This is a genomic window from Granulicatella sp. zg-84, assembly GCF_010892375.1.
Lineage (GTDB): Bacteria > Bacillota > Bacilli > Lactobacillales > Aerococcaceae > WM01.
The window spans coordinates 1-22,574 of the sequence record NZ_WNJX01000016.1 but is presented as its reverse complement, the minus strand read 5'-3'; the positions used below and the strand labels follow the sequence as shown (position 1 = coordinate 22,574).

20 protein-coding genes and 1 riboswitch are annotated in these 22,574 nt (G+C 31.9%); of the genes, 18 read left to right on the top strand and 2 right to left on the bottom strand.

The genetic code is table 11. The features are described 5' to 3' along the window. The first annotated feature begins 91 nt into the window (after window positions 1–91). Both clpX and GMA06_RS04980 read left to right on the top strand, forming a co-directional pair. A complete protein-coding gene (clpX, locus tag GMA06_RS04985) occupies window positions 92–1,330 on the top strand; it encodes an ATP-dependent Clp protease ATP-binding subunit ClpX (protein ID WP_163561891.1) in 1,239 nt (412 codons plus the stop codon). A gap of 31 nt (window positions 1,331–1,361) precedes the next feature. Further along, on the top strand, window positions 1,362–2,219 hold the full coding sequence (locus tag GMA06_RS04980; protein ID WP_163561890.1) for a DUF4300 family protein: 858 nt from the start codon (window positions 1,362–1,364) through the stop codon (window positions 2,217–2,219). Window positions 2,220–2,548: 329 nt separating this feature from the next. On the opposite strand, the gene GMA06_RS04975 is transcribed toward GMA06_RS04980, so the two are convergent. Beyond that, window positions 2,549–3,388: a MerR family DNA-binding transcriptional regulator gene (locus GMA06_RS04975; RefSeq protein ID WP_163561889.1), complete on the bottom strand. Its 840-nt coding sequence runs from the start codon at window positions 3,386–3,388 to the stop codon at window positions 2,549–2,551. A gap of 157 nt (window positions 3,389–3,545) precedes the next feature. Here GMA06_RS04975 and GMA06_RS04970 point away from each other — a divergent pair, with 157 nt between their 5' ends. Together GMA06_RS04970 and lepA are read left to right on the top strand one after the other, a co-directional pair. Then, window positions 3,546–4,577 (top strand): dihydrodipicolinate reductase, encoded by a 1,032-nt coding sequence (locus GMA06_RS04970; protein WP_163561888.1) that lies wholly within the window; start codon window positions 3,546–3,548, stop codon window positions 4,575–4,577. 131 nt (window positions 4,578–4,708) lie between these two features. After that, on the top strand, window positions 4,709–6,532 hold the full coding sequence (lepA, locus tag GMA06_RS04965) for a translation elongation factor 4 (RefSeq protein ID WP_163561887.1): 1,824 nt from the start codon (window positions 4,709–4,711) through the stop codon (window positions 6,530–6,532). Window positions 6,533–6,572: 40 nt separating this feature from the next. Here the strand turns inward: lepA and GMA06_RS04960 are convergent, their stop codons facing one another. Further along, the gene (locus GMA06_RS04960) at window positions 6,573–7,181 is read right to left on the bottom strand and encodes a Pr6Pr family membrane protein (RefSeq protein ID WP_163561886.1); all 609 of its coding nucleotides are present in this window, start codon (window positions 7,179–7,181) and stop codon (window positions 6,573–6,575) included. A gap of 147 nt (window positions 7,182–7,328) precedes the next feature. Here GMA06_RS04960 and GMA06_RS04955 point away from each other — a divergent pair, with 147 nt between their 5' ends. The 14 genes from GMA06_RS04955 (at window position 7,329) to GMA06_RS04890 (ending at window position 22,337) form a co-directional block, all read left to right on the top strand. Next, window positions 7,329–8,537, top strand: a complete 1,209-nt coding sequence (locus tag GMA06_RS04955; RefSeq protein WP_163561885.1) for an FtsW/RodA/SpoVE family cell cycle protein — start codon at window positions 7,329–7,331, stop codon at window positions 8,535–8,537. Further along, window positions 8,533–11,964: a pyruvate carboxylase gene (locus GMA06_RS04950; RefSeq protein WP_163561911.1), complete on the top strand. Its 3,432-nt coding sequence runs from the start codon at window positions 8,533–8,535 to the stop codon at window positions 11,962–11,964. The genes GMA06_RS04955 and GMA06_RS04950 overlap by 5 nt, the downstream gene beginning before the upstream one ends. Before the next feature lie 10 nt (window positions 11,965–11,974). Continuing rightward, window positions 11,975–12,247, top strand: a complete 273-nt coding sequence (locus GMA06_RS04945) for a YlbG family protein (protein WP_163545784.1) — start codon at window positions 11,975–11,977, stop codon at window positions 12,245–12,247. A gap of 30 nt (window positions 12,248–12,277) precedes the next feature. After that, window positions 12,278–12,835 carry a 16S rRNA (guanine(966)-N(2))-methyltransferase RsmD gene (gene rsmD, locus GMA06_RS04940; protein ID WP_163561884.1) on the top strand — a complete coding sequence of 186 codons (558 nt, stop codon included), beginning with the start codon at window positions 12,278–12,280 and terminating at the stop codon, window positions 12,833–12,835. A 10-nt stretch (window positions 12,836–12,845) separates the two neighbouring features. Then, window positions 12,846–13,340 carry a pantetheine-phosphate adenylyltransferase gene (gene coaD / locus GMA06_RS04935; protein WP_163545786.1) on the top strand — a complete coding sequence of 165 codons (495 nt, stop codon included), beginning with the start codon at window positions 12,846–12,848 and terminating at the stop codon, window positions 13,338–13,340. Further along, on the top strand, window positions 13,337–13,816 hold the full coding sequence (gene rlmH, locus GMA06_RS04930; RefSeq protein ID WP_163545787.1) for a 23S rRNA (pseudouridine(1915)-N(3))-methyltransferase RlmH: 480 nt from the start codon (window positions 13,337–13,339) through the stop codon (window positions 13,814–13,816). Before coaD ends, rlmH begins: the two co-directional genes overlap by 4 nt. A 9-nt stretch (window positions 13,817–13,825) precedes the next feature. Then, the gene (locus GMA06_RS04925) at window positions 13,826–14,584 is read left to right on the top strand and encodes a class I SAM-dependent methyltransferase (RefSeq protein WP_163561883.1); all 759 of its coding nucleotides are present in this window, start codon (window positions 13,826–13,828) and stop codon (window positions 14,582–14,584) included. A gap of 136 nt (window positions 14,585–14,720) precedes the next feature. Beyond that, window positions 14,721–15,740 (top strand): S66 peptidase family protein, encoded by a 1,020-nt coding sequence (locus GMA06_RS04920; RefSeq protein ID WP_163561882.1) that lies wholly within the window; start codon window positions 14,721–14,723, stop codon window positions 15,738–15,740. 170 nt (window positions 15,741–15,910) lie between these two features. Next, window positions 15,911–16,000, top strand: a riboswitch (TPP riboswitch). 85 nt (window positions 16,001–16,085) lie between these two features. Beyond that, window positions 16,086–16,841: an ABC transporter permease gene (locus GMA06_RS04915; RefSeq protein ID WP_205426234.1), complete on the top strand. Its 756-nt coding sequence runs from the start codon at window positions 16,086–16,088 to the stop codon at window positions 16,839–16,841. 13 nt (window positions 16,842–16,854) lie between these two features. After that, complete coding sequence (locus GMA06_RS04910) at window positions 16,855–17,838, top strand: ABC transporter substrate-binding protein (protein ID WP_205426231.1); 984 nt, start codon at window positions 16,855–16,857, stop codon at window positions 17,836–17,838. Continuing rightward, a complete protein-coding gene (locus GMA06_RS04905; protein WP_163561881.1) occupies window positions 17,819–18,526 on the top strand; it encodes an ABC transporter ATP-binding protein in 708 nt (235 codons plus the stop codon). Before GMA06_RS04910 ends, GMA06_RS04905 begins: the two co-directional genes overlap by 20 nt. A gap of 199 nt (window positions 18,527–18,725) precedes the next feature. Then, entirely contained in the window at window positions 18,726–19,073 is a 348-nt protein-coding gene (locus GMA06_RS04900) for a hypothetical protein (protein ID WP_163561880.1), read from the top strand. 82 nt (window positions 19,074–19,155) lie between these two features. After that, the gene (locus GMA06_RS04895) at window positions 19,156–19,806 is read left to right on the top strand and encodes an ATP-binding cassette domain-containing protein (protein WP_163545798.1); all 651 of its coding nucleotides are present in this window, start codon (window positions 19,156–19,158) and stop codon (window positions 19,804–19,806) included. Next, entirely contained in the window at window positions 19,803–22,337 is a 2,535-nt protein-coding gene (locus tag GMA06_RS04890; protein ID WP_163561879.1) for a hypothetical protein, read from the top strand. Before GMA06_RS04895 ends, GMA06_RS04890 begins: the two co-directional genes overlap by 4 nt. Window positions 22,338–22,574: the final 237 nt, after the last annotated feature.

Below are 22,574 nucleotides of genomic sequence, written 5' to 3'. Positions count from 1 at the left end.
CACTTTAAAAAGGCAAAATGTTTGTACTTATTGTGAGAATATGCTATCTTTCAGTATGCGATATTTAAAATTATAGGAGAAGGAAATAGAAATGATGGATAAAACAATAGAACCACGTTGTTCGTTTTGCGGAAAAAATCATGATGAAGTAAATCAGATTATTTCAGGACCAGATGTTTATATTTGTAATGAATGTGTTGCACTATGTGATGCCATTCTAGGAGAAGAACAAAATGACTCTTTAGAACATTTTATTGGAGAAATCCCAACACCTACAGATATTTTTAAACATTTAAATGAATACGTGATTGGTCAAGATTACGCCAAGAAAAATTTAGCTGTTGCTGTATATAATCACTATAAACGTATTTTTTCTCAAGTGAAAGAAGATGTTGAATTACAAAAAAGTAATATTTGTTTAGTTGGTCCAACTGGTTCAGGAAAAACATTTTTAGTACAAACATTAGCTAAAATGCTAAATGTACCATTTGCGATTGCTGATGCAACAACATTAACAGAAGCAGGATACGTTGGAGAAGATGTTGAAAATGTTTTAGTTAAATTGGTTCAGGCTGCCGATTATGATATTGATCTTGCAAGTCGAGGGATTATTTACATTGATGAAATTGATAAGATTGCTCGTAAAAGTGAAAATGTATCTATTACAAGAGATGTCAGTGGCGAAGGTGTTCAACAAGCACTTTTAAAAATTTTAGAAGGAACAGTATCTAATATTCCACCTCAAGGAGGGCGCAAACATCCTCATCAAGAATTTTTACAAATTGACACAACCAATATTTTATTTATTGTAGGTGGTGCTTTTGACGGTATTGAAAATATTGTGAAAGAACGATTGGGAGCTAAAATTATTGGTTTTGGAAGTTCGACAAAAGTTTTAGATGAAAAAGAAAGTTTAATGAAACATATTATTCCAGAAGATTTATTAAAATTTGGTCTAATTCCAGAATTTATTGGTCGTTTACCAATTATTGCCACATTAGATAAATTAACTGTTGATGATTTAGTACGCATTTTAACGGAACCCAAAAATGCATTAGTTAAACAGTATGCGTATTTATTAGGCTTAGATAATGTAGAACTAGATTTTTCAACAGAAGCATTGGAAACAGTTGCTAAACAAGCAATTGAGCGTAAAACGGGAGCTAGAGGATTACGTGCAATTATTGAAACAGTGATGTTGGATGTGATGTTTGATATACCAACCAACAAACAGATTAAAAAATGCGTTATTTCTGTTGAACAAGATACACTTGTTCCTAAATTATATAACGCAAAAGGGAAAGAAATTGTGTTAAAATCAGCTGTATAAGGCCAAATGAATGAGAGGGAGAGGGAAAAAGATGAGAAAAACAATTTTTTTGGTGGGAAGTGCCTGTCTTTTACTTGTAGGATGCACAGCATCAGAACAAAAAATGACAGAAGAAAGTGTGACGACAACTGTCGAAAATATTTCTAAATTTACTATGTCAAATATGGCAGATACAAATAGTCAAGAAGAAGTAAACAAAGCATTAGTACAATATTTAGATGCACAAGATGTGAATACATTTATGTCTTTTGTGAAAGATTATAATGAAACCATTGAACATATATCATTAGCAACAGGTTTTCAAAAAGAAATGCCTATTTATGATCAAGAAAAAATAGATACATTATGGGCACAAAAGAAAAATACTTTTCCTGGTACAAATTGTCGTATTAACACATTTGCTCTACTAAAAAAACAACTATCTTTTTCTGATAATATTAAAGAAGACTCTCAATTATTGTTTATAGACAATGATTCTATTGATATGGAAAATCTATTCACAACAGAAGAAAAAGCATATTTCAATCAACTTTTTTCAAGAGTACAAACAACACCGTCAAAAGACGTACATGTTCATGCTAAAAAAATGGAAGAGCATTTAAGTCATGTGCAATTTACACAAAACAATGCGACAATGCTTTCCGTTGTTTTTCATGATAATTTAGACGGCGATTACCTGTTTATTGGACATGTGGGCGTTCTAGTCCCACATGATAATGGTTATTTGTTTGTTGAAAAATTATCATTCCAAGAACCTTATCAAGCACTTAAATTTAAAGAAAAAACAGATGTGTATGATTATTTAATGAAAAAATATAACACAAGTTATGATCAAGATACAGCACCTGCATTTTTAATGGAAAATCAAACATTTATTAATTATCAATAGTCTTATAAAAACGGCTCTTTGTTAATTGTGTTGGTGGTGAATGGCTAATGCCATTCACCACCTTTTTTACTTTCATTTTCTGCCCTGAGAATGATGTTGTATGATTAAAAGATGAAATCTAAAATAAGAAAAGTGTCTATAACCATAGAAAATCCGTTTGATAGCTTTAATCATTCTGTGATATTGTTTGCATAAGGTGTGATAAAAGCATGATAAATACTATTCTGATAGGTTTTAAAAATATCAAATTCCTTTCTAAAGACTCTATCATAAATCGTGTTAGTAGCAACACGATTTATGATAATTATCTTAAAATGTGAAAGTATTGTTTAAGATGACGCAAGAGATACTGGAACTTGCATACGAATAAATAATTGTCTTGGAGATAAATCTGTTTGAAATGTTTCAAAAATGACTTCACAAATATAATTTCCCGTTATTTTATAACCTAATGTATCTAATTTTTTTCTAAAAATAGGAAGCATTTGAATTTCGTCTTCAAAAGATTGACAATAGAAAATAGCATAAGTTGTTTCTTCTAAATCTGTCGTATGCTGAGAAGATGTAGGCATTACAGCAAATAATGTATGCGATACAAAATGAGAGTGTTCAAAAGAATCTTTTTTGATAATAGAACCAATTCGATAAAATAAACTATTATCAATTTGTTCTTGTTCAACAAAACTTTGTTTAAAGCGACGTAAAGTATGTTCATATTCTTCAGTCGTCATATCATAAATATTTTTATGACAAGGAAAAAGTGTAATATGTCGTTTTGGTAATGTGATTATTTCAATATCCGTTTTATACCGTTTGTCTTGATATACATGTAAACTTTCACGAAACGAACTTAATTCATACATTTGTTGATGAAGTCTTTTTTTAACTTCTTCTAGTTCTTTTTGTTTCTTTGTGATGAGAGTATCTACAATATCTATATTGTTTGGATGTGAAAAAATTGATTTAATGTCCTCAAGAGAAAAATCAAACTGTTTTAAATAGTGTATTGCATCAACCATTGATGATTGATAAATGTGATAATAGCGATATTTAGATACATCATCAATATAGGCAGGCTTTAATAAACCAATTTGTTCATAATAACGAAGTGTTTGAATAGAAATATGATTTTGCTTAGCAAATTCACCAATCTTTATTTTTTGATACATATTTTCCTCCAATTAAAATATAAGTCTTGACTCTATAGTTAGTATAGACATTATACTATTTGTGTAAAAGATAACAAAAAAAGATGTTTTGTGATAAAAAGCATATTTTTATTATAATATAAAAAGTGATTTTTTTCACATGATATAGGAGGTTTTTATGATGAACGAAAAAATTAGAGTGATTCAATATGGTTGCGGTAAAATGTCAAAAGTATTGATTAAATACTTATACGATCATGGAGCAGAAGTAGTAGGTGCCATTGATGCAAACCCAGAGATTATTGGACAAGATTTAGGAGAATTTGCTGAATTAGGTTTTAAAACAGGAGTAACGATTCAATCCGATGCACAAGCTGTGTTAGATAGTTGTGATGCAGACATAGCTATTGTGACAATTTTCAGTTATATGTCTGATATGTATCCATTTTTTGAACAATGTGCTAAAAATGGTGTTAATGTTATTACAACATGTGAAGAAGCTATTTATCCTTGGACAACAGCTCCATCAGAAACAAATCGTTTAGATAGATTTGCCAAAGAAAATGGTATCACAATTACTGGTTCAGGTATGCAAGATATTTACTGGATTAATATGCCTGTATTGATGATGTCTGGTATGAATCACATTACAAAAGTAAAAGGTGCCGTTAGTTATAATGTAGAAGATTATGGATTAGCACTTGCAAAAGCACACGGAGCTGGCTATGATTTAGATACTTTTGATAAAGAGATCGGAAGTGCAGAAAGTTTCCCATCTTACATGTGGAATGCAGCAGAAGGAATCTGTGCGAAAATGAATTGGACGATTAAAGATATTTCACAAAAAAGCGTTCCATTTACATTGGAAGAAGACATTTATTCAGAAACATTAGGTCAAACAATTAAAGCAGGTCATGCAATTGGGATGTCTGCAGTGACCACTATTCATACACATCAAGGTATTGAATTAGAAGTTGAATGTATTGGTAAAGTATATCGTGAAAACGAAGGAGATATGTGTGACTTTGAAATTATTGGTGAGCCAAATATGGTCTTTTCTGTAAGTAAACCAGATACAGTGGCACACACATGCGCAACTGTTGTGAATCGTATTCCGTCAGTGTTAATGGCTCCGGCAGGATTTATTACACCTGAAAAATTGATGGATCCAAGTTATTTAACATATCCAATGAACACATATATGAATTAAAAAATTAAAGCGAGTTAAGCAAATTAACTCGCTTTATTCTATGTAAAGCACTGTTTTTTTCTTTGTATTTTGTGATATAATGTGTCAGATAACGTTTGTCCAAATGGAATAAGGAAGAAAGTGAGTTATATATGCATAAAGAATACATGAGAGAACGACAAAAAAAGATTAGGAATTTTTCGATTATTGCCCATATTGACCATGGGAAATCAACATTAGCCGATAGAATTTTGCAAGGAACAGGCACAGTGGCTGAACGTGAAATGCAAGATCAGTTACTCGATTCTATGGACTTGGAACGTGAACGTGGGATTACGATTAAATTAAATGCTGTTGAATTAACATACAAGGCACAAGACGGAGAAGAGTATATTTTCCATTTGATCGACACTCCTGGACACGTCGATTTTTCTTATGAAGTATCACGTAGTTTGGCAGCTTGTGAGGGAGCTATTTTAGTAGTTGATGCTGCACAAGGTATTGAAGCGCAAACCTTAGCTAATGTTTATTTGGCATTAGATAATGACTTGGAGATTATCCCTGTAATTAACAAAATTGACTTACCTGCTGCTGATCCAGAGCGTGTCCGTACAGAAATTGAAGATGTTATCGGTATTGATGCCAGTGAAGCTGTCTTAGCAAGTGCAAAAGTTGGAATTGGTATTCCTGAAATATTGGAACAAATCGTAAGTATGGTGCCTGCTCCACAAGGGGATATTGATGCACCTTTACAAGCACTTATTTTTGACTCTGCCTACGATAGTTATCGTGGTGTTGTTTTAAATGTTCGTGTGAAAAATGGAATTGTTAGACCGGGTGATAAAATTCAGTTAATGAGTAACGGAAAAGAATTTGATGTGGTAGAAGTGGGGATTTTTTCTCCAAAACCAATTAAACGTGATTACTTAATGGTTGGAGATGTTGGGTATATTACAGCAAGTATTAAAACCATTCAAGATACACGAGTAGGGGATACGGTAACTTTAGCAAGTAACCCTGCCAAAGAAGCACTATCTGGTTATCGTAAAATGAATCCTATGGTCTATTGTGGATTATATCCAACAGATTCCTCTAAATATAATGATTTACGTGATGCTTTAGAAAAATTACAATTAAATGATGCTGCTTTACAATTTGAGGCTGAAACATCTCAAGCATTAGGATTTGGTTATCGTACGGGATTTTTAGGATTATTGCACATGGACGTTATTCAGGAACGTTTAGAACGTGAGTTCAATTTAGACTTAATCACGACAGCACCGTCTGTTATTTATCATGTAAATAAAACAGATGGTTCTCAAGTGATTGTTGATAATCCGTCAGCAATGCCAGACCAAACGATGATTGACAGTATTGAAGAACCTTATGTAAAAGCAAGTATTATGGTGACTAACGATTATGTTGGAGCGGTTATGGAAATTTGTCAGCGGAAGCGTGGAACATTTGTAACAATGGATTATTTAGATGAGTTTCGTGTGAATGTGATTTATGAATTACCATTATCAGAAATTATTTTTGATTTCTTTGATAATTTAAAATCAAGCACAAAAGGTTATGCATCACTTGATTACGATATGATAGGGTATCGTGCAAGTAACCTTGTGAAAATGGATATTTTATTAAATGGTGATGTGATTGATGCCTTTAGTGTGATTGTGCATAAAGAATTTGCACAAAATAGAGGACGTGCTCTAGTTGAAAAATTAAGAACATTGATTCCAAGACAATTATTTGAAGTGCCAATTCAAGCAGCAATTGGAAATAAAATTTTAGCTCGTACCAATATTAAAGCACTTAGAAAAGACGTTACAGCTAAGTTATACGGTGGAGATGTATCACGTCGTAAAAAGCTTCTTGAGAAACAAAAAGAAGGTAAAAAACGTATGAAACAAGTTGGTAGTGTAGAAGTACCACAAGAAGCATTTATGGCTGTTTTAAACTTAAGTGAAGAATAAAAAAACCGGAGTGACTCAAACACTCCGGTTTTTTAGATATTTATTTTTTTAATCGTTTGACAAAAACCATAATATAGCCTAAAAGAATATATAAAACTAAAATAGCAGTAAAATAAGTGAAAAAGCCATTCCAACCGTATTTATCAATATTGATAAAGAAATAAGGATACGGACTATGTGGTTCTTCTGGGATAGGAATATGAAAAACAAAACCTTTTATCAGTGAAAAAATACAATAGATTAAAGGAACAATTGTCCATAAAAAAGGATCACTTTTTTTGTATTGTCCTTTTTTGTCACTAATTAACCAATCAAAAATGGTTAAAATCGGTACAATATAATGCAAGGTAAAATTTTTAATATGATAAAAATCTTCTGGTTTTGCTTTTGGTGCTAATAAAATAGCATAGACTAAAAATGTTAAAGTAATACAAATCGTGATACCACCTTTTAAACGCCATATTGTTTGTGAATACGGTTTGTTACCTAAATACAATAGATACATATAAAATAGGACGACCAATAAATTGGAAATATTTGTATAGTACGTAAATTTATATAATTTATCGGGCAATAAAAAGGCCAAACCAATTATACCGGATAAGATAATAGCTAAACGCAATAAAAATAGTCCTTTTTGTTTTGTCATGATACAACTCCTTTTATTAAGATGACGTTTATTTTAAACGAAGTTACTTTGAAAGTCAAACTAAATAGTTTCCTTAATAAATTTACAGTATTTTTCAATGTTTTATGGTATAATAATCTAGGTATTTTAGTGCTTAGGAGTATACAAATGAAGAAATTGGAACAAAGTCAATTACTAGAAATTTTTATTTTTGCGATTGCGATGATTTTATCAGTAATTGGTATTATGTCTGTTTATACAGCAGGAAGTTATGTAGCATCTATTGTGATACAAGATCCATTTTATTATGTGAAACGACAAGCTATGTTTTTAGCGCTAGGATTAGTCATTTGTGTCGCCACAATGACCATTAAATATCGCTTTTTTACAAATGTAACGCTACTGAAACGTTTTGCTGGTGGGATTATGATTATCTTGATTGGCTTGCTTTTCTTTGGGACACCTGTTAATGGAGCGAAAGGTTGGTTGAATTTAGGGCTTTTTAATTTTCAACCACTTGAAATTGCTAAATTAATTTTAATTTGGATGACAGCTTTTTATTTTGCTGAAGGAAGATACTTACCAGAGTTACCCATTCCAGAACAAGCTAGTAAAGGTATAAAATTTTGGTGCCAACATCATCAAGAAGTAACACTAGGGCTTGTTTATTCAGGTATTTTATTAACCGTATTATTACAACCCGATACAGGTGGTTTTGCTATTATGTTAGGAACACTGATTTTAATCTGGTTGTCTAGTGGCATATTTCCTTGGAAAAAAGCATTAAAATGGTTAGGCATTGGCTTTGCAGCATTGATTTCTTTTGTGGTGTTATTAGCCAACACGATAGGAACGTCTGATTATCGTGTTTTACGTATTTTGGTGTTTTTAAATCCATTTAATAGTTCTGCGGATGCTTCCAGACAAATTCGTAATTCCTTTTACGCTTTAGCACGTGGTGGTATAACGGGCGTTGGTCTAGGAAATAGCGTTCAAAAAACAGGCTATTTAGCCGAGTTTCATACCGATTTTATTTTATCTATTATTGGAGAAGAATTAGGTATTTTTGGTGTTATTTTCGTCACAGTGCTATTATTTATTCTTGTTTATTTGATTTTTAAAAGAAGTTTAACCGTAAAACGTGTTTTTGATAAATTTGTTTTATTAGGTATTGCCATTTTATTCATGATACAAATTTCTTTAAATATTGCTGGTGTGACAAGTATGGCGCCTTTAACGGGTGTTACTTTACCTTTTATTAGTTATGGTGGCTCGAGTTTGATTGCGTCGTTTATTTCCATAGGTATTGTCTTAAAAATTTCAATGTATGATAGAAAAAATAACAGGGAGTCTATAAAATATGATGAAACAAATTAAAACTATTTTAGTTGCCAATCGTGGTGAAATTGCCATTCGTATTTTCCGTGCAGCCAATGAATTAGGCATGCGCACAATAGCTATTTATGCAAAAGAAGATGAGCATTCTGTACACCGATTTAAAGCTGACGAAGCTTATTTAGTCGGAGAAGGAAAACGTCCGATTGACGCCTATTTGGATATAGAGTCTATTTTAGAAATTGCAAAAAAAGCAAATGTTGATGCCATTCATCCTGGTTATGGCTTTTTATCTGAAAATAGCCATTTTGCTAGACGTTGTGAAGAAGAACAAATTATTTTTATTGGTCCAAAAGCAGAACATTTAGATATTCTTGGAGATAAAGTAAAAGCAAAAGAAGCAGCTTTAAAAGCAGGTTTACAATCCATTCCGGGAACAGACGGTCCTGTACAGTCATTAGATGATATTTACACATTTGCACAAACGTACGGTTATCCTGTCATGATTAAAGCTTCACTAGGTGGTGGCGGACGTGGTATGCGTATTGTTCGCTCTGCGCATGATGTAGAAGAAAATTATTTACGTGCATCAGGAGAAGCAAAAGCTGCATTTGGTTCAAGTGATGTATACGTTGAAAAGTATATCGAAAATCCAAAACATATTGAAGTACAAGTGATTGGAGATGCTTATGGGAATGCGGTTCACTTGTTTGAACGTGATTGTTCTGTACAAAGACGTCATCAAAAAGTCGTAGAAGTAGCTCCATGTATCTCTATGACTGAAACAATACGAGAAAAAATTTGTACAGCAGCACGAGATTTCTTACAATCTATTCATTATGAAAATGCAGGAACTGTTGAATTTTTATGGACTGGACAAGAAGATTTTTACTTTATCGAAGTCAACCCTAGGGTACAAGTAGAACATACGATTACAGAATTAGTAACAGGTTTTGATATTGTACAAACACAATTAAAAATTGCACAAGGCGAAACTATTTATGATGCTTTGCATATTGAAAATCAATCTGATATTTGTTTAAACGGTTCTGCCATTCAATGCCGTATCACAACAGAAGATCCAGAAAATCACTTTATTCCAGATACGGGACGTATTAATACTTATCGTTCTCCAGGTGGTTACGGTATTCGTTTAGATGCAGGAAATGGTTTCCAAGGAAATGTCGTAACACCTTATTTTGATTCAATGTTAGTAAAATGTTGTACATATGGACGTACATTTAAAGATGCCATTACAAAAATGAAACGTGCACTCGTTGAATTTCGTATTCGTGGTGTAAAAACAAATATTGCCTTTATGCAAAATGTAGTTGCTCATCCGATTTTTGAAACTGGCGAAGCGAAAACAACATTTATTGATACAACTCCAGAACTATTTGTCTTTTCAAAATTAAGAAATCGAGGCAATAAAATGTTACACTACTTAGGAGATGTAACAGTAAATGGGTTTGCAGGTATTTCAAAACATGAAAAACATGCTTATCATCAAGCATTATTACCAACAAAATTACATGAACGTTCTGTTTTTGACTATCCAAAACATATTTTAGATACAAAAGGTCCAGATGCTCTAGCAAAATGGATTAGTGAACAACACGAATTACTTTTAACAGATACTACTTTTAGAGATGCTCATCAAAGTTTATTGGCAACACGTATGCGTACACATGATATGGTTAAAATCGCACCATACTATAAAGAATATTTGCCAGAATTATTTGCTGTGGAAGCGTGGGGTGGTGCAACCTTTGATACAGCTTATCGTTTCTTATTAGAAAATCCGTGGGAACGTCTAGCATTATTACGTAAAGAAATGCCACATACACTATTGCAAATGTTAATTCGTGGAGCTAATGCTGTTGGGTATCAAAATTATCCAGATAATGTCGTTGAAGAATTTATTAAAGTATCTGCACAAAATGGTATTGATATTTTCCGTATTTTTGATTCTTTAAACTGGCTACCGCAAATGGAAAAAAGTATTCAAGCTGTGCGAGATGTTGGAAAAGTTGCTGAAGTGGCAATGTGCTATACAGGAGATTTATTAAATCCGAATAGACCAAAATATAATTTAGCCTACTACATTGATTTTGCTAAACACATTCAAAATAGTGGGGCACATATTTTAGCAATTAAAGATATGGCAGGTTTATTAAAACCGCAAGCTGCCTATACATTGATTAGTGCTTTGAAAGACGAAATCAATATTCCAATTCACTTACATACACACGATACAAGTGGCAATGGTATTTATACGTATGCTGCAGCAACCAGAGCAGGTGTGGATATTGTCGATGTTTCTATGGGGGCTTTCTCAGGTGGAACAAGCCAACCAAGTATGAGTACTTTAATGTACGGATTAGCCGATACAGAAAGAGTACCAAATGTATCCTTAGAAAATATCGAGAAAATCAATCATTATTGGTCGGGCGTACGTCAATATTACGATGCTTTTGAAACAAAATCCCAACTTGGCTCACATACAGCCGTCTATCAACACGAAATGCCTGGTGGACAGTACACCAATTTACAACAACAGGCGAAAGCAACAGGAATTGATGACACAGAGTGGGAAAGCGTTGAAAAAATGTATGCTGACGTCAATCAATTATTTGGAGATATTGTCAAAGTGACGCCATCATCAAAGGTCGTTGGCGATATGTCATTATTTATGCTTAAAAATAAATTAACAGTCGATAATATTTTTGAAAAAGGAGAGCACATTGATTTCCCAGCTTCTGTAAGAGCCTTTTTCAAAGGAGATTTAGGGCAACCCGTTGGAGGATTTCCAAAAGCATTACAAAAACTTATTTTAAAAGATGAACAACCATTTACCGTCAGACCGGGGTTATTAGCAGAGGCAATTTCTTTTGATGAAGTAGGTGCTTTGTTACGTCAAGAATTAGGCTATGAACCAACTCAAGAAGATATATTAAGTTATATTATGTATCCTCAAGTTTTTTTAGACTATATGAAAGCAACTGAAAAATATGGAGATGTGTCACACATTGATACACCTACATTTTTCCATGGAATGCGTGCAGGTGAAGAAATTTCTGTTGAAATTGAAAAAGGTAAAACTTTGTCCATTCGTCTTGTGCAAATTGGAGAACCTGATTCAGACGGGAATCGTCCAATTTACTTTAATTTTAATGGACAAAACCGTGAAATTTTAATCAAAGATTTAAGTGCCAATCAATCAGTTTCAGTTCGTAAGAAAGCAGAACCGTCTAATCGTAAACAAATAGGTGCAACCATGCCGGGAACGATTGTGAAATTACTTGTTCAAAAAGGTGATAAAGTTGAAAAAGGAACACCTCTTGTTGTGACAGAATCAATGAAAATGGAAACCATGATTCAAGCTCAAGAAAGTGGTGTCGTAGATCAAATTTATGTGCATGAACAAGATTTGGTTGATTCAAGAGATTTATTGATTGAATTACAGTAAGGAGAAAGACATGAATGAAGTAAAAAGACGAGGACTTATCGTTAAAGTTTATTCATTGCGTAATTTAACCGGATTAAAACGTTTCGGTCATATTTATTATACATCAAAACGTATGCACTACGTTGCCATGTACGTCAACGACGAGCAAATAGAAAGCGTCATGGAAAAAATAAATAAATTACATTTTGTGCGATCTGTTGAAATGTCCTACTTACCAGATATTGATATGACATTTGAACATGCACTTGAAAAAAGTTTAGAGAAAACAGAAGAATTAGCTTAATTCTTCTGTTTTCTAGATTAGGAGAAAAATATGCGCATTATTTCTGGTGAATATGGTGGTAGACATCTCAAAGCATTAGCAGGCGATATTACAAGACCAACAACAGATAAAGTAAAAGAGTCTATATTCAATATTATCGGTCCTTATTTTGACGGTGGTATCTGTCTTGATTTATATGGTGGAAGTGGTGGTTTATCTATTGAAGCCGTATCTCGTGGTATGGATTTTGCGATATTATTTGAAAAAGATAGAAAAGCACAAGCCATTATTCAAGAAAATATCGCCATTACAAAAGAACCTGAAAAATTTCACTTAATAAAAGGAGATTGTAAAAAACTAGGGTATAAATTCAATAAACCTGTGCATCTTATTTTTTTAGATCCTCCTTATAAACAACAAACGATTGAACAAGATTTATTAAAGCTAATCGACCAAGGCATTGTAACAGAAGATACGCTTGCTGTTTGTGAAACGGACAAATCTATTTATTTACCAACTACTATTGGTTGTTTATCACAGTGGAAACGGCAAGAATATGGTACCATTGCTGTAACATTTTATCATGTTATCACGAATGACAAAGAGTAAGGAGTAGTGTATGGAAAAAATAGCAATATTTTCAGGAAGTTTTGATCCAATTACCAATGGTCACTTAGATATTTTAAAAAGAGGACTTTCGTTATTTGATAAGATTATTGTTGTCGTATCAACAAATGAACAAAAAACATACACCTTTTCTTCAAAAGAACGTATCACACTCGTGAAACAAGTTTGTCAATCATTAGACAATGTATATGTTATTGGACATACAAAAGGATTACTTATTGATGTCGCTAAGCATTATCAAGCAATAGCTATTTTAAGAGGTGTACGCCAAACAGCAGATTTATTATATGAACAAACCATGTCTTGTTATAATCAAGATATCGAAACCGTCATTCTATTAACGAAACCAGAGTATTCTCACATTAGTTCAAGTGGCGTTAAAACATTTTATAAATTAGGTGGCGACATAAAAGCTATGGTGCCACCAGTTGTACATCATGCTTTACGTGAACGATTGCTTATAGAAACATTGGAGATGACAGAGTGAATATAAAAATTATTGCCGTGGGTAAACTTAAAGAAAAATATTTAAAACAAGCTATCGACGAATACAGCAAACGATTAGGAGCCTATTGTAAATTTGACATTATAGAAGTACCCGATGAAAAAACACCAGATAACATGAGTGAAAAAGAAAAAGAACTTGTAAAACAAAAAGAGGGCGACCGTATCCTATCTAAAATTAGTGAACAAGATATTGTCATCACTTTAGCCATAGAAGGACAATTAGTCACATCTGAAACGATTGCTGAAAAAATAGAACAGTATGCTCTTCATGGGAAAAGTCGGTTATCTTTTATTATAGGTGGCTCTCTTGGGTTAAGTGATGACGTCAAAAAAAGAGCTAATGAGCTTTTTTCATTTGGAAGAATTACAATGCCTCATCAACTCATACGTGTTGTATTAAGTGAACAAATTTATAGAGCATATCGAATTATCAATAATCAAGCGTATCATAAATAGGAGGTATCCATGTCTTTTATTATTACAACTTCCGTTGAAACAACGAATACATTAAATCAAAAAGCTAAACATATTGCACACATATTTGATGTAACATATTTTCCTAGACAAAAAATGACCTTGAAATCGTTATGTCAACAATTTTCTCATGTACTCGTTGTTTATAAAGATAAACTCATGTATACCACATCAACATCACAGTTCTTTTTTCACCCAAATACAGCCATAATTCGCATTAAACAACAAAAAGAGCCTCTACTTGAGCTAATTGGAAGTGCTCCTAAACGTGTTTTAGATACGACAATGGGACTAGCTAGTGACAGTATTGTATTAAGCTATTTTGGCTACGATGTCGTTGCTTTGGAAGATAATCCACTCATCCATTTTATCATTGAGGATGGCTTAAAAACGTACGATACACATCATACATCTATTAACCAAGCAATGAAACGTATTAACACACATTGTATACACAGCTTAGATTACCTCATGCAGTGTAACGATAAGGCATTTGATATTGTATATGCCGATCCTATGTTTCGTTATGCGATTGATGAATCAAAAAATTTAGAAGGTTTAAGTTCTTTAGCGAATAAAGAAACCATAACAACTGAATGGATAGAACAAGCAAAACGTGTTGCTAAAGAAAAAGTGATTATAAAAGCGCATTACAAAGATACACTTTTTGAAACATTTGGTTTTACTCGACTTGTACGAAAGCATGCTCAATTTCATTATGGGTATATAGATGTTGGGTATTTGGAATAGAAAACAATTTTTATGACCATGGATATACTTAGCGAAATCATAAAACTTCTCTAATATTTGAAGAAAAGATATATAAAAAACAAAGAACTATATTATCAACTCCAATTAATTAGAGTAATGAGAGAGTAGGAGATGTTTGTTTAGAACACGAGAAATACTCTGCACTATAAAAGGAGATGAAAGAATTATTAAGATTATTTTCAATAGAGTAAAAAATGAAAGAGATATCAAATCAATTGGTATTTGTTCTCCATCTTATCCAGGAACGTTTCATTATCCAAAACGATATAAGAGAGGCATAGAATTTTTAAAAAATAAAGGTTTTACTGTAGTAGAAGGAAATTTAACCGAAAAAGAAGGCTATAGAGGTGAAATTTCTGGAGGAGCAAGAGACAGAGCTGAAGAATTTAATCAACTCATTCCTCATGTGGATGTCATCATGACTTCTATAGGAGGATATAATTCTAACTCTATATTGAAGTATGTAGACTATGAGTTATTTGAACAGAAAGCACCTATTTTTATTGGATATTCCGATACAACAGCACTTGCTTTAGCTCTATATAAAAAGACTGGATGTATAACTTACCTATCTCAGAGTGTCATCTCTAATTTTGGAGAGTTTGAACCATTTAATGAATTGAATTATTCTTATTTTAAATCAATGATTTTTAGTAAGCAAAGAACAGTAGAATTACAAATGTCAGATATTTGGACAGATGACTGGATAAATTGGGAAAACTATGAAAGAGCCAAAAAAGTAAATAAAAATGAGTGGATTATTTTCAATGAAGGTGAATATAGTGGTACATTGATTGGGGGGAATCTAGATACCATTATAGGAATAATAGGAACGGAGTATATGCCAGAAATAACAGAAGATACCATACTTTTGTTAGAAGATGTGTATACAGATTTAGGTAGGGTATATAGAAATTTCACAACGCTAGCATTACATGGTGTTTTTGATAAAATAGGCGGACTTATTGTCTCAAAATTTGAAACAATAGGAGAAGATAGTGATGTTATTAATGATATTATTAATGAATTTGTAGGGCATAGAAATATTCCTATTTTATTGAATTTTGATTGTGGTCATACCCATCCTAGTTGTTTAATACCTATTGGTAGTAACATTACGTTGAAGTTAAACTAAATGACGTAGCATATGAACAATAGAGAAAATAAGTTAAAGGGTTTTTATGATATTTTTGAAGAAAAAATGATAATTAAGTAAATTGATTTATATCGATAAAGAATTATATATCTGAACGATTATGAATCTATAGTATTTGACACCTCCTTGAATTTAGATTATGATAAAGTTGTAACACAAAGGGGTGCCTTTAATGGCTGAGATGATACCCTTCGAACCTGTTCGTTAGTACGATTGTAGGGATTGTGAAAAACAAGGTATATTTATGAATATTTACCTCGTTTCTTTGTGCTGCTATGCATAAAGAAACGAGGTTTTTTATGATTGAAAGGAGTGAAACCTGTATTGAAAAAATTATCTGCATGGAGTAGTGTGTGCGTTATCGTTACTGTCATCATCATTTGGGAAATTGCTAGTCGATTGCAGTGGGTACCCGAATTTATGTTGCCAAGTTTTACAAAAGTCACACAAGCATTTCTATCAGATTTTTCATTATTACAACAACATTTTCAAACAACATTATATGAAGCACTTATTGGATTGTTTATCAGTACATGTTTAGGTGTCCTATTAGCTTTCTTAATGGACTATTCAACATGGATACAGCATAGTTTATATCCAATATTAGTATTATCACAAACAATTCCTACAATTTCTCTAGCACCTTTACTCGTTTTATGGTTTGGGTATGGTTTAATGCCAAAAATTATTTTAATCACCCTCGTTTGTTTCTTTCCAATGACAATGAATGTCTTTACAGGACTAAAGTCGATTGATACCGATTATTTAACATTATTAACAACAATGCAAGCAACACACTGGCAAAAAATGAAATATGTCAAAATTCCATTTGTGTTACCTGCCTTTTTTACAGGATTGAAAATAGCAACGTCTTATGCGGTTGTAGGAGCTGTTATATCCGAATGGCTAGGTGGCGATAGCGGGTTAGGTGTATATATGACTCGAGTGAGAAAGTCATTTGCTTTTGATAAAATGTTTGCAGTTATTTTGTTAACAAGTATTTTCAGCTTGTTATTAGTTGGCATCGTGACACTCATTGAAAAGAAGGTGTTACACTATCAAAGAAAGAGTGGGGAATAGTATAATGAAAAGAATGACAAAATTACTATGTGCATGTATGGTGTTTATATTGTGTGCATGCCAACAACAAAAAGTAGAAGAAACAAAAAAAGAAGAAGCATTAGAAAAAGTAACCATTGTATTGGACTGGACACCAAATACAAATCATACAGGTATTTATGTAGCAAAAGAAAAAGGTTATTTTAAAGACGCAGGTTTAGATGTTGATATTGTTCAACCTGGAGAAGACGGAGCAGAGATTACTGTCGCAAGTAATAAAGCAGCATTCGGTATTGGTTTCCAAGATTCTCTTATTGGAAGTTTAGTAGAGGGACTTCCAATTAAAGCTATTGCAGCTATTGTTTCTCATAATACATCAGGGATACTATCCTTGAAAGAAACGGGTATTGATAGTCCAAAAAAATTAGAAGGTAAACGCTATGCCACATGGGGATTGCCACTTGAACAAGCTATGATGAAACATATTGTTGAAAAAGATGGTGGAGATTCAAGTAAAGTCAACATGATTCCTACAACAGTGACAGATATTGTGTCTGCATTAAAAACAAATATAGACGCTGTTTGGGTATTTGAAGGTTGGGACAGTATTGCTGCAAAACAACACGGTGTTGATACAAATTATCTTGCTTTTAATCAATTAAATCCAGTCTTTGATTATTATACACCTGTACTGATTAGTAATGATGAAACAATCAAAAATAAAGCCGACATGGTAAAACGTTTTGTACAAGCTCTATCCAAAGGATATACATATAGTGCAGAGCATCCAGATGATGCAGCTACTATTTTATTAAAAGCAGCACCAGAATTAGACGAAAAATTAGTAAAAGAAAGTCAAAAATTTCTTTCTACGAAATATATTGATAATGGACATAAATGGGGCTATATCGACTCAAAAAGATGGAACGCTTTCTATCAGTGGGTAAATGAGCAAAAATTACTTGAAAAAACATTAGAAAATAATACAGGATTTACAAATGCATTTATTGAAAATTAACCATATTTCAAAACATTATGGTCAACAAGAAGTTTTAAAAGATATTGATTTTAAAGTAAACGAATATGATATTACATGTTTGTTAGGGAAAAGTGGTAGTGGAAAAACAACTCTTTTTAATCTGATTGCCAATATAGAAACAGCAGATTCTGGTTTTATAGATTATCATCAAAAAGCCAAAAGAATTGCTTACATGCAGCAAAAAGATTTGTTATTGCCTTATCAAAAAATCATTGATAATGTGATGATGCCTATGTTAATTAAAGGCGTTAAAAAAGAAATTGCCAAAGAGAGAGGAATAAATTTATTACGGCAAGTAGGATTGGAAGGTGTCATCAATAAGTATCCAGGTCAGCTATCAGGAGGCATGCGTCAAAGAGTGGCGTTTGTTAGAACATTGATGACAGAATCCAAACTTGCCCTATTAGACGAACCATTCAGTGCGTTAGATGCTATGACACGCTTACAATTACAGCAATGGTATATGGATATGGCACGTGAGTATGGTTTGACGACTTTACTCATCACACACGATATTGACGAGGCTCTTTTATTAGCAAATAATATTTTTGTATTGAAAGACGGTGTTATTGTATTTCAAAAAATATTGCCAAAAGATAAAACGTCATACATTAAGAGCACTGACTTTTTAAATGATAAATATGAATTATTGCATGTGATTGGGTGAATAAACGAGGTAAGTCTAGTATTTAGAACTTACCTCATTTTATTTAATTGAATCATGAACACACAATGATAAACACATATAAAAATCTAAAATCACTTGACTTATATATAAAAATATGATATACAACAATTAGAACATCATTAAAAAATGGTGTTTTCGGTTATATAGGAGGTTTCTTTATGAAAAGGGAGGAAACAAAATGAGAGCAAAACAAATATTAGTATCGATAATTTTATTCTTCGGTTTAATGTATACTGTAAGCGGTTCAGTTGATGCGGCTAGAGGAAATGTACTTCTGTATCACGGGGAAGAAGACAAACAGGCAATGGCAAAAATGACATCCACTCAAACAGAAGCAAGAATGGAAATAAGATTATATGTCACATACGATGATAATAGCAATGTTGAAAGAACAGGTGTGAGAAATAATACAACAGAATTAAAAGTACTTTCTGGATTTGCATGGTGGAAAGGTGGAACAAGTACCGCTTCATATTATGTAGATTTTGTGCATGTAGGGGATACTCTAGCACCATACCGTTTTTAATATTAAATAATCATTAAAAATAATTTATAAAAGAAACCTTTTATATAATCTGTATTTTTATTAAAGAAAGGGGTAGTAAAATATGTATCAATTAGAAAATGTTAACGTTTCTTTTGGCAAAACAACAATTTTAAAAAATGTATCTTTGGCGATACAGAAACATCAACTTGTCACACTAGTTGGAAAAAGTGGTTCTGGAAAAAGCACACTTTTAAAAGTATTAGCCGGTTATTTAGAAACCTCAAATGGTGCCATTTGGTTAAATCAAAAAAATATATGTGTGATGAAACCAGAACAAAGACTTCTCTATTGTACAGATATTTTGTCATTTGTATGGCAAGATTTTAAGTTAATTAAAGAAATGACTGTAAAACATAATATTCTGTTACCTTTATTTATTCATAAAAAAACATTAGACAAAGTTTATTTCAAAAAAATAGTATCTATGCTTGGTATAGAACATTTATTAAACAAAATGCCTCAAGAGATTTCTGGAGGAGAACAGCAACGTTGTGCGTTGGCTAGAGCACTCATCACAAAACCACGTGTCATGATAGCTGATGAACCTACAGGAGCTTTAGATAGTGCCACATCCCAAAAATTAGTAGAACTTATACAATTATGTCTCCAAGAATTTGTCGAGACTGTTATTATTGCAACACATGATACAGAATTAGCTAATATAGGTGATATGAAACTAATGATTCAAGATGGGCAGGTGTTGTCTATATGAGAAAAAATCTATTTATTTTAAGTGCTATTTTACATCGTCGAAATAAAGTGTTATGGACAATTATCACAGCGTTAGCTATTTCTATTGCAACGCTTTTTTGTGTATGCGTTTTATCAAATAGTTATTTAAAGACAATTCAAAAAGAAAAAGAAGCTATTTATGGTGGATTTTCACATATTATTTATAAAGATAATACTATAAAAAAAGACATTCCTTTTGGTATCATGACAGTTGGGCATATTCAAAATGAAAAAGAAGAAAAAAATCTTATTGCTATTGGTAGCATGAATGAAAAAGCAAATGCAGTTAGTCTACGAAAAGAAAATGTGATACATTTAAAACCACATCATACCGTATTAACAGAAAGCTTAGCTAATTTGTATCACGTAAAAGAAAATGATACCTTTCAATTAGCCAATCAAACTTGGACAGTCGAAGATGTCATCAAAGATTATGGTCAATTTTGGATAAGAGGAAAAGAAGAGGAAAGTAGACAGTATACACCACCTCAAATGATTATTTCATCAGAAGACTTGAATGCATTGATTACCTCAAAAATATTCTTGTCTGTTTATTCTATTGTATTAAATCATCCTACGTTTTTTCCAACTAATAATTTAGCTTTTTTTAATATTGAAGGAGCACAATATCGAAATGATGCTATTGATGTATTCAGAGAACGTCACTATGGTTTTTCAGAAAACTTTAATATTATTTTACTGACTGTTGTTATTTTTGTAACTATCGTTTTATTGTACACGTATAAAAAAAGTATCACAGAACGCTATCGCATTTATGCGTTACTTGGACAAACAAAATTAAACCATTTGTATCAGTTAGAAATTAGCTTATTAGTAGGATGTGTAGGAATAATAAGTATTGTATTAAGTTTACTATCATCATGTTTATTAGCAAGTTTAAGTTATCAAAAGCTAACTTTTCCAGATACTACAATTTTTTTCTCTGAAGGCATACGTTATATAATTGCTTATTTTTTATCTTTTATTTTATTTTTGATAATGAATCCATACATTGACAAAGCACATAAAAAAGGAAAGGCATTTAAAACAAAAATTCCTTTATCAAAAAAAGTATCTATTTATATTGGTACCGTATTCGTATTTACAAGTGCTATTATGCTATTGTTAACTAATTTTTTCTTATATTATTATGAAACAGACACCGCCAATCATCAAACCATTGTAGGAAGAATGGCACAACAATTTGATTATGAAGTACAACCTGTACCAACAATTCGAGATACATCAATCAAACAAGCTTTTTATGACGGAAAATGGCACGATAATAAAGGTAAAGAAGGTGTTTATTTAAGTGATTTACATCAACAAAACCTATTATATGATGTGCAAAAATCATTGACAAGCAAGTCAATTCAAACAAAGAATAATAAATTTTATATTGAACCTAATCAAACTTATTTATTTGCAAATCAAGAATTACTTCAACAACCGTATATTCAAGAAAAGCATCGCCGTTATGTAAATGAACAAAAAATTTTATCTCGTCTTTTTGAGACAGAATATTTATTAAATATTCAATTAACGGCTTATCCAGAAGAAGATTTAAAATGGTTGGCTCAAGAAACTGGTCAAAATGATACTCTTCATGATGTGCTCTCAGGAGAGAAAGCATGGATTATTGCTATTCCATATACTGTTCAATCATTAAGTGATGATGTTTCAGTAAGTAAGCAATTTAAATTATCCTCTATGCAAGACCCAAATAATATTCATGATACCGTGTTATCGACTGGCAAACCACAAACGATAGGTATTTTAGAAAGTTGTAAGACTTCAGCCTATGGATATTTTACAGAAGAAGATATTCAAAAATTATTTACGGTAAAAAAAATAGATGTATCTATTGCAGGTATTATTTATCAAAATATAGGATGGTTTGATGCTTATGAAAAAGGTGGAGCTTATCGTTTCGTTGTATCAAATAATTTTTTCGAAAAACATCATTTAAAAAATACACCAACACGGTATCGTTTTTCTTTAATCAATGCAGAAAATTCTTTAGAACATGAAAAAGTGAAACAAGTCATCTCATCATATGGAAATATTGATTTATTGGATAAAACAAGTACTCAAAAAATATTAACACAATATGACCGTATGCAAAATGGTTTTAAAGTACTCTTGCTCAGTGTGTTTATCATTCTATCAGTTGCCATGATGTATAGTTTTATACAAGCTTATCTATTAGACAGTCACGATTTATTTTCTATTTATTTATTGTTAGGATACTCGACAAATAAATTATACAAAAAAGCAATAATTCCACTTATACTAAGTATTTTAAGTGCTTTTTTATTCACAACGATTAGTGTTAGTGTTTTCTTTTTTGATACAGAATTTTATTTGAATCTCACATCAAAATTACCCGTATATGTCGTTTATTTAGGTATATTTTATGGAACATATCTATGCCTTTTTATTACTGTATTTTATGTTCTTATTAAAAAATATGGAAAACAAGTATATCAAGACAGTATAGATAGAACATAAAAGAAAATCATGAATGATATATCTTTTCACTTGTCATAACAATACTTTAAATTCAGTGTCAATCATCTTAAAAATAGTAATTTATCTGTGAATTATTTTATAAAAAAATCCTCCAATTGTAAAGTAAAGTGCAAAAAAACAGATAATTACTTTCTCTTTTGCGGGGTTAATAACCAAACAATAAAAACAAAGGTTTTCTAGTCAAGGCGAAAAACAAAGTGTGCCTTGACGGGAAAC

Coding starts and splice junctions, on each gene's coding strand:
- rsmD (WP_163561884.1), top strand. CDS start 12,278: ATGCGCATTATTTCTGGTGAATATGGTGGTAGACATCTCAAAGCATTA.
- GMA06_RS04945 (WP_163545784.1), top strand. CDS start 11,975: ATGAATGAAGTAAAAAGACGAGGACTTATCGTTAAAGTTTATTCATTG.
- GMA06_RS04895 (WP_163545798.1), top strand. CDS start 19,156: ATGTATCAATTAGAAAATGTTAACGTTTCTTTTGGCAAAACAACAATT.
- coaD (WP_163545786.1), top strand. CDS start 12,846: ATGGAAAAAATAGCAATATTTTCAGGAAGTTTTGATCCAATTACCAAT.
- lepA (WP_163561887.1), top strand. CDS start 4,709: ATGCATAAAGAATACATGAGAGAACGACAAAAAAAGATTAGGAATTTT.
- GMA06_RS04960 (WP_163561886.1), bottom strand. CDS start 7,181: ATGACAAAACAAAAAGGACTATTTTTATTGCGTTTAGCTATTATCTTA.
- GMA06_RS04910 (WP_205426231.1), top strand. CDS start 16,855: ATGACAAAATTACTATGTGCATGTATGGTGTTTATATTGTGTGCATGC.
- GMA06_RS04980 (WP_163561890.1), top strand. CDS start 1,362: ATGAGAAAAACAATTTTTTTGGTGGGAAGTGCCTGTCTTTTACTTGTA.
- clpX (WP_163561891.1), top strand. CDS start 92: ATGATGGATAAAACAATAGAACCACGTTGTTCGTTTTGCGGAAAAAAT.
- GMA06_RS04975 (WP_163561889.1), bottom strand. CDS start 3,388: ATGTATCAAAAAATAAAGATTGGTGAATTTGCTAAGCAAAATCATATT.
- GMA06_RS04970 (WP_163561888.1), top strand. CDS start 3,546: ATGATGAACGAAAAAATTAGAGTGATTCAATATGGTTGCGGTAAAATG.
- GMA06_RS04900 (WP_163561880.1), top strand. CDS start 18,726: ATGAGAGCAAAACAAATATTAGTATCGATAATTTTATTCTTCGGTTTA.
- GMA06_RS04955 (WP_163561885.1), top strand. CDS start 7,329: ATGAAGAAATTGGAACAAAGTCAATTACTAGAAATTTTTATTTTTGCG.
- GMA06_RS04905 (WP_163561881.1), top strand. CDS start 17,819: ATGCATTTATTGAAAATTAACCATATTTCAAAACATTATGGTCAACAA.
- GMA06_RS04890 (WP_163561879.1), top strand. CDS start 19,803: ATGAGAAAAAATCTATTTATTTTAAGTGCTATTTTACATCGTCGAAAT.
- GMA06_RS04925 (WP_163561883.1), top strand. CDS start 13,826: ATGTCTTTTATTATTACAACTTCCGTTGAAACAACGAATACATTAAAT.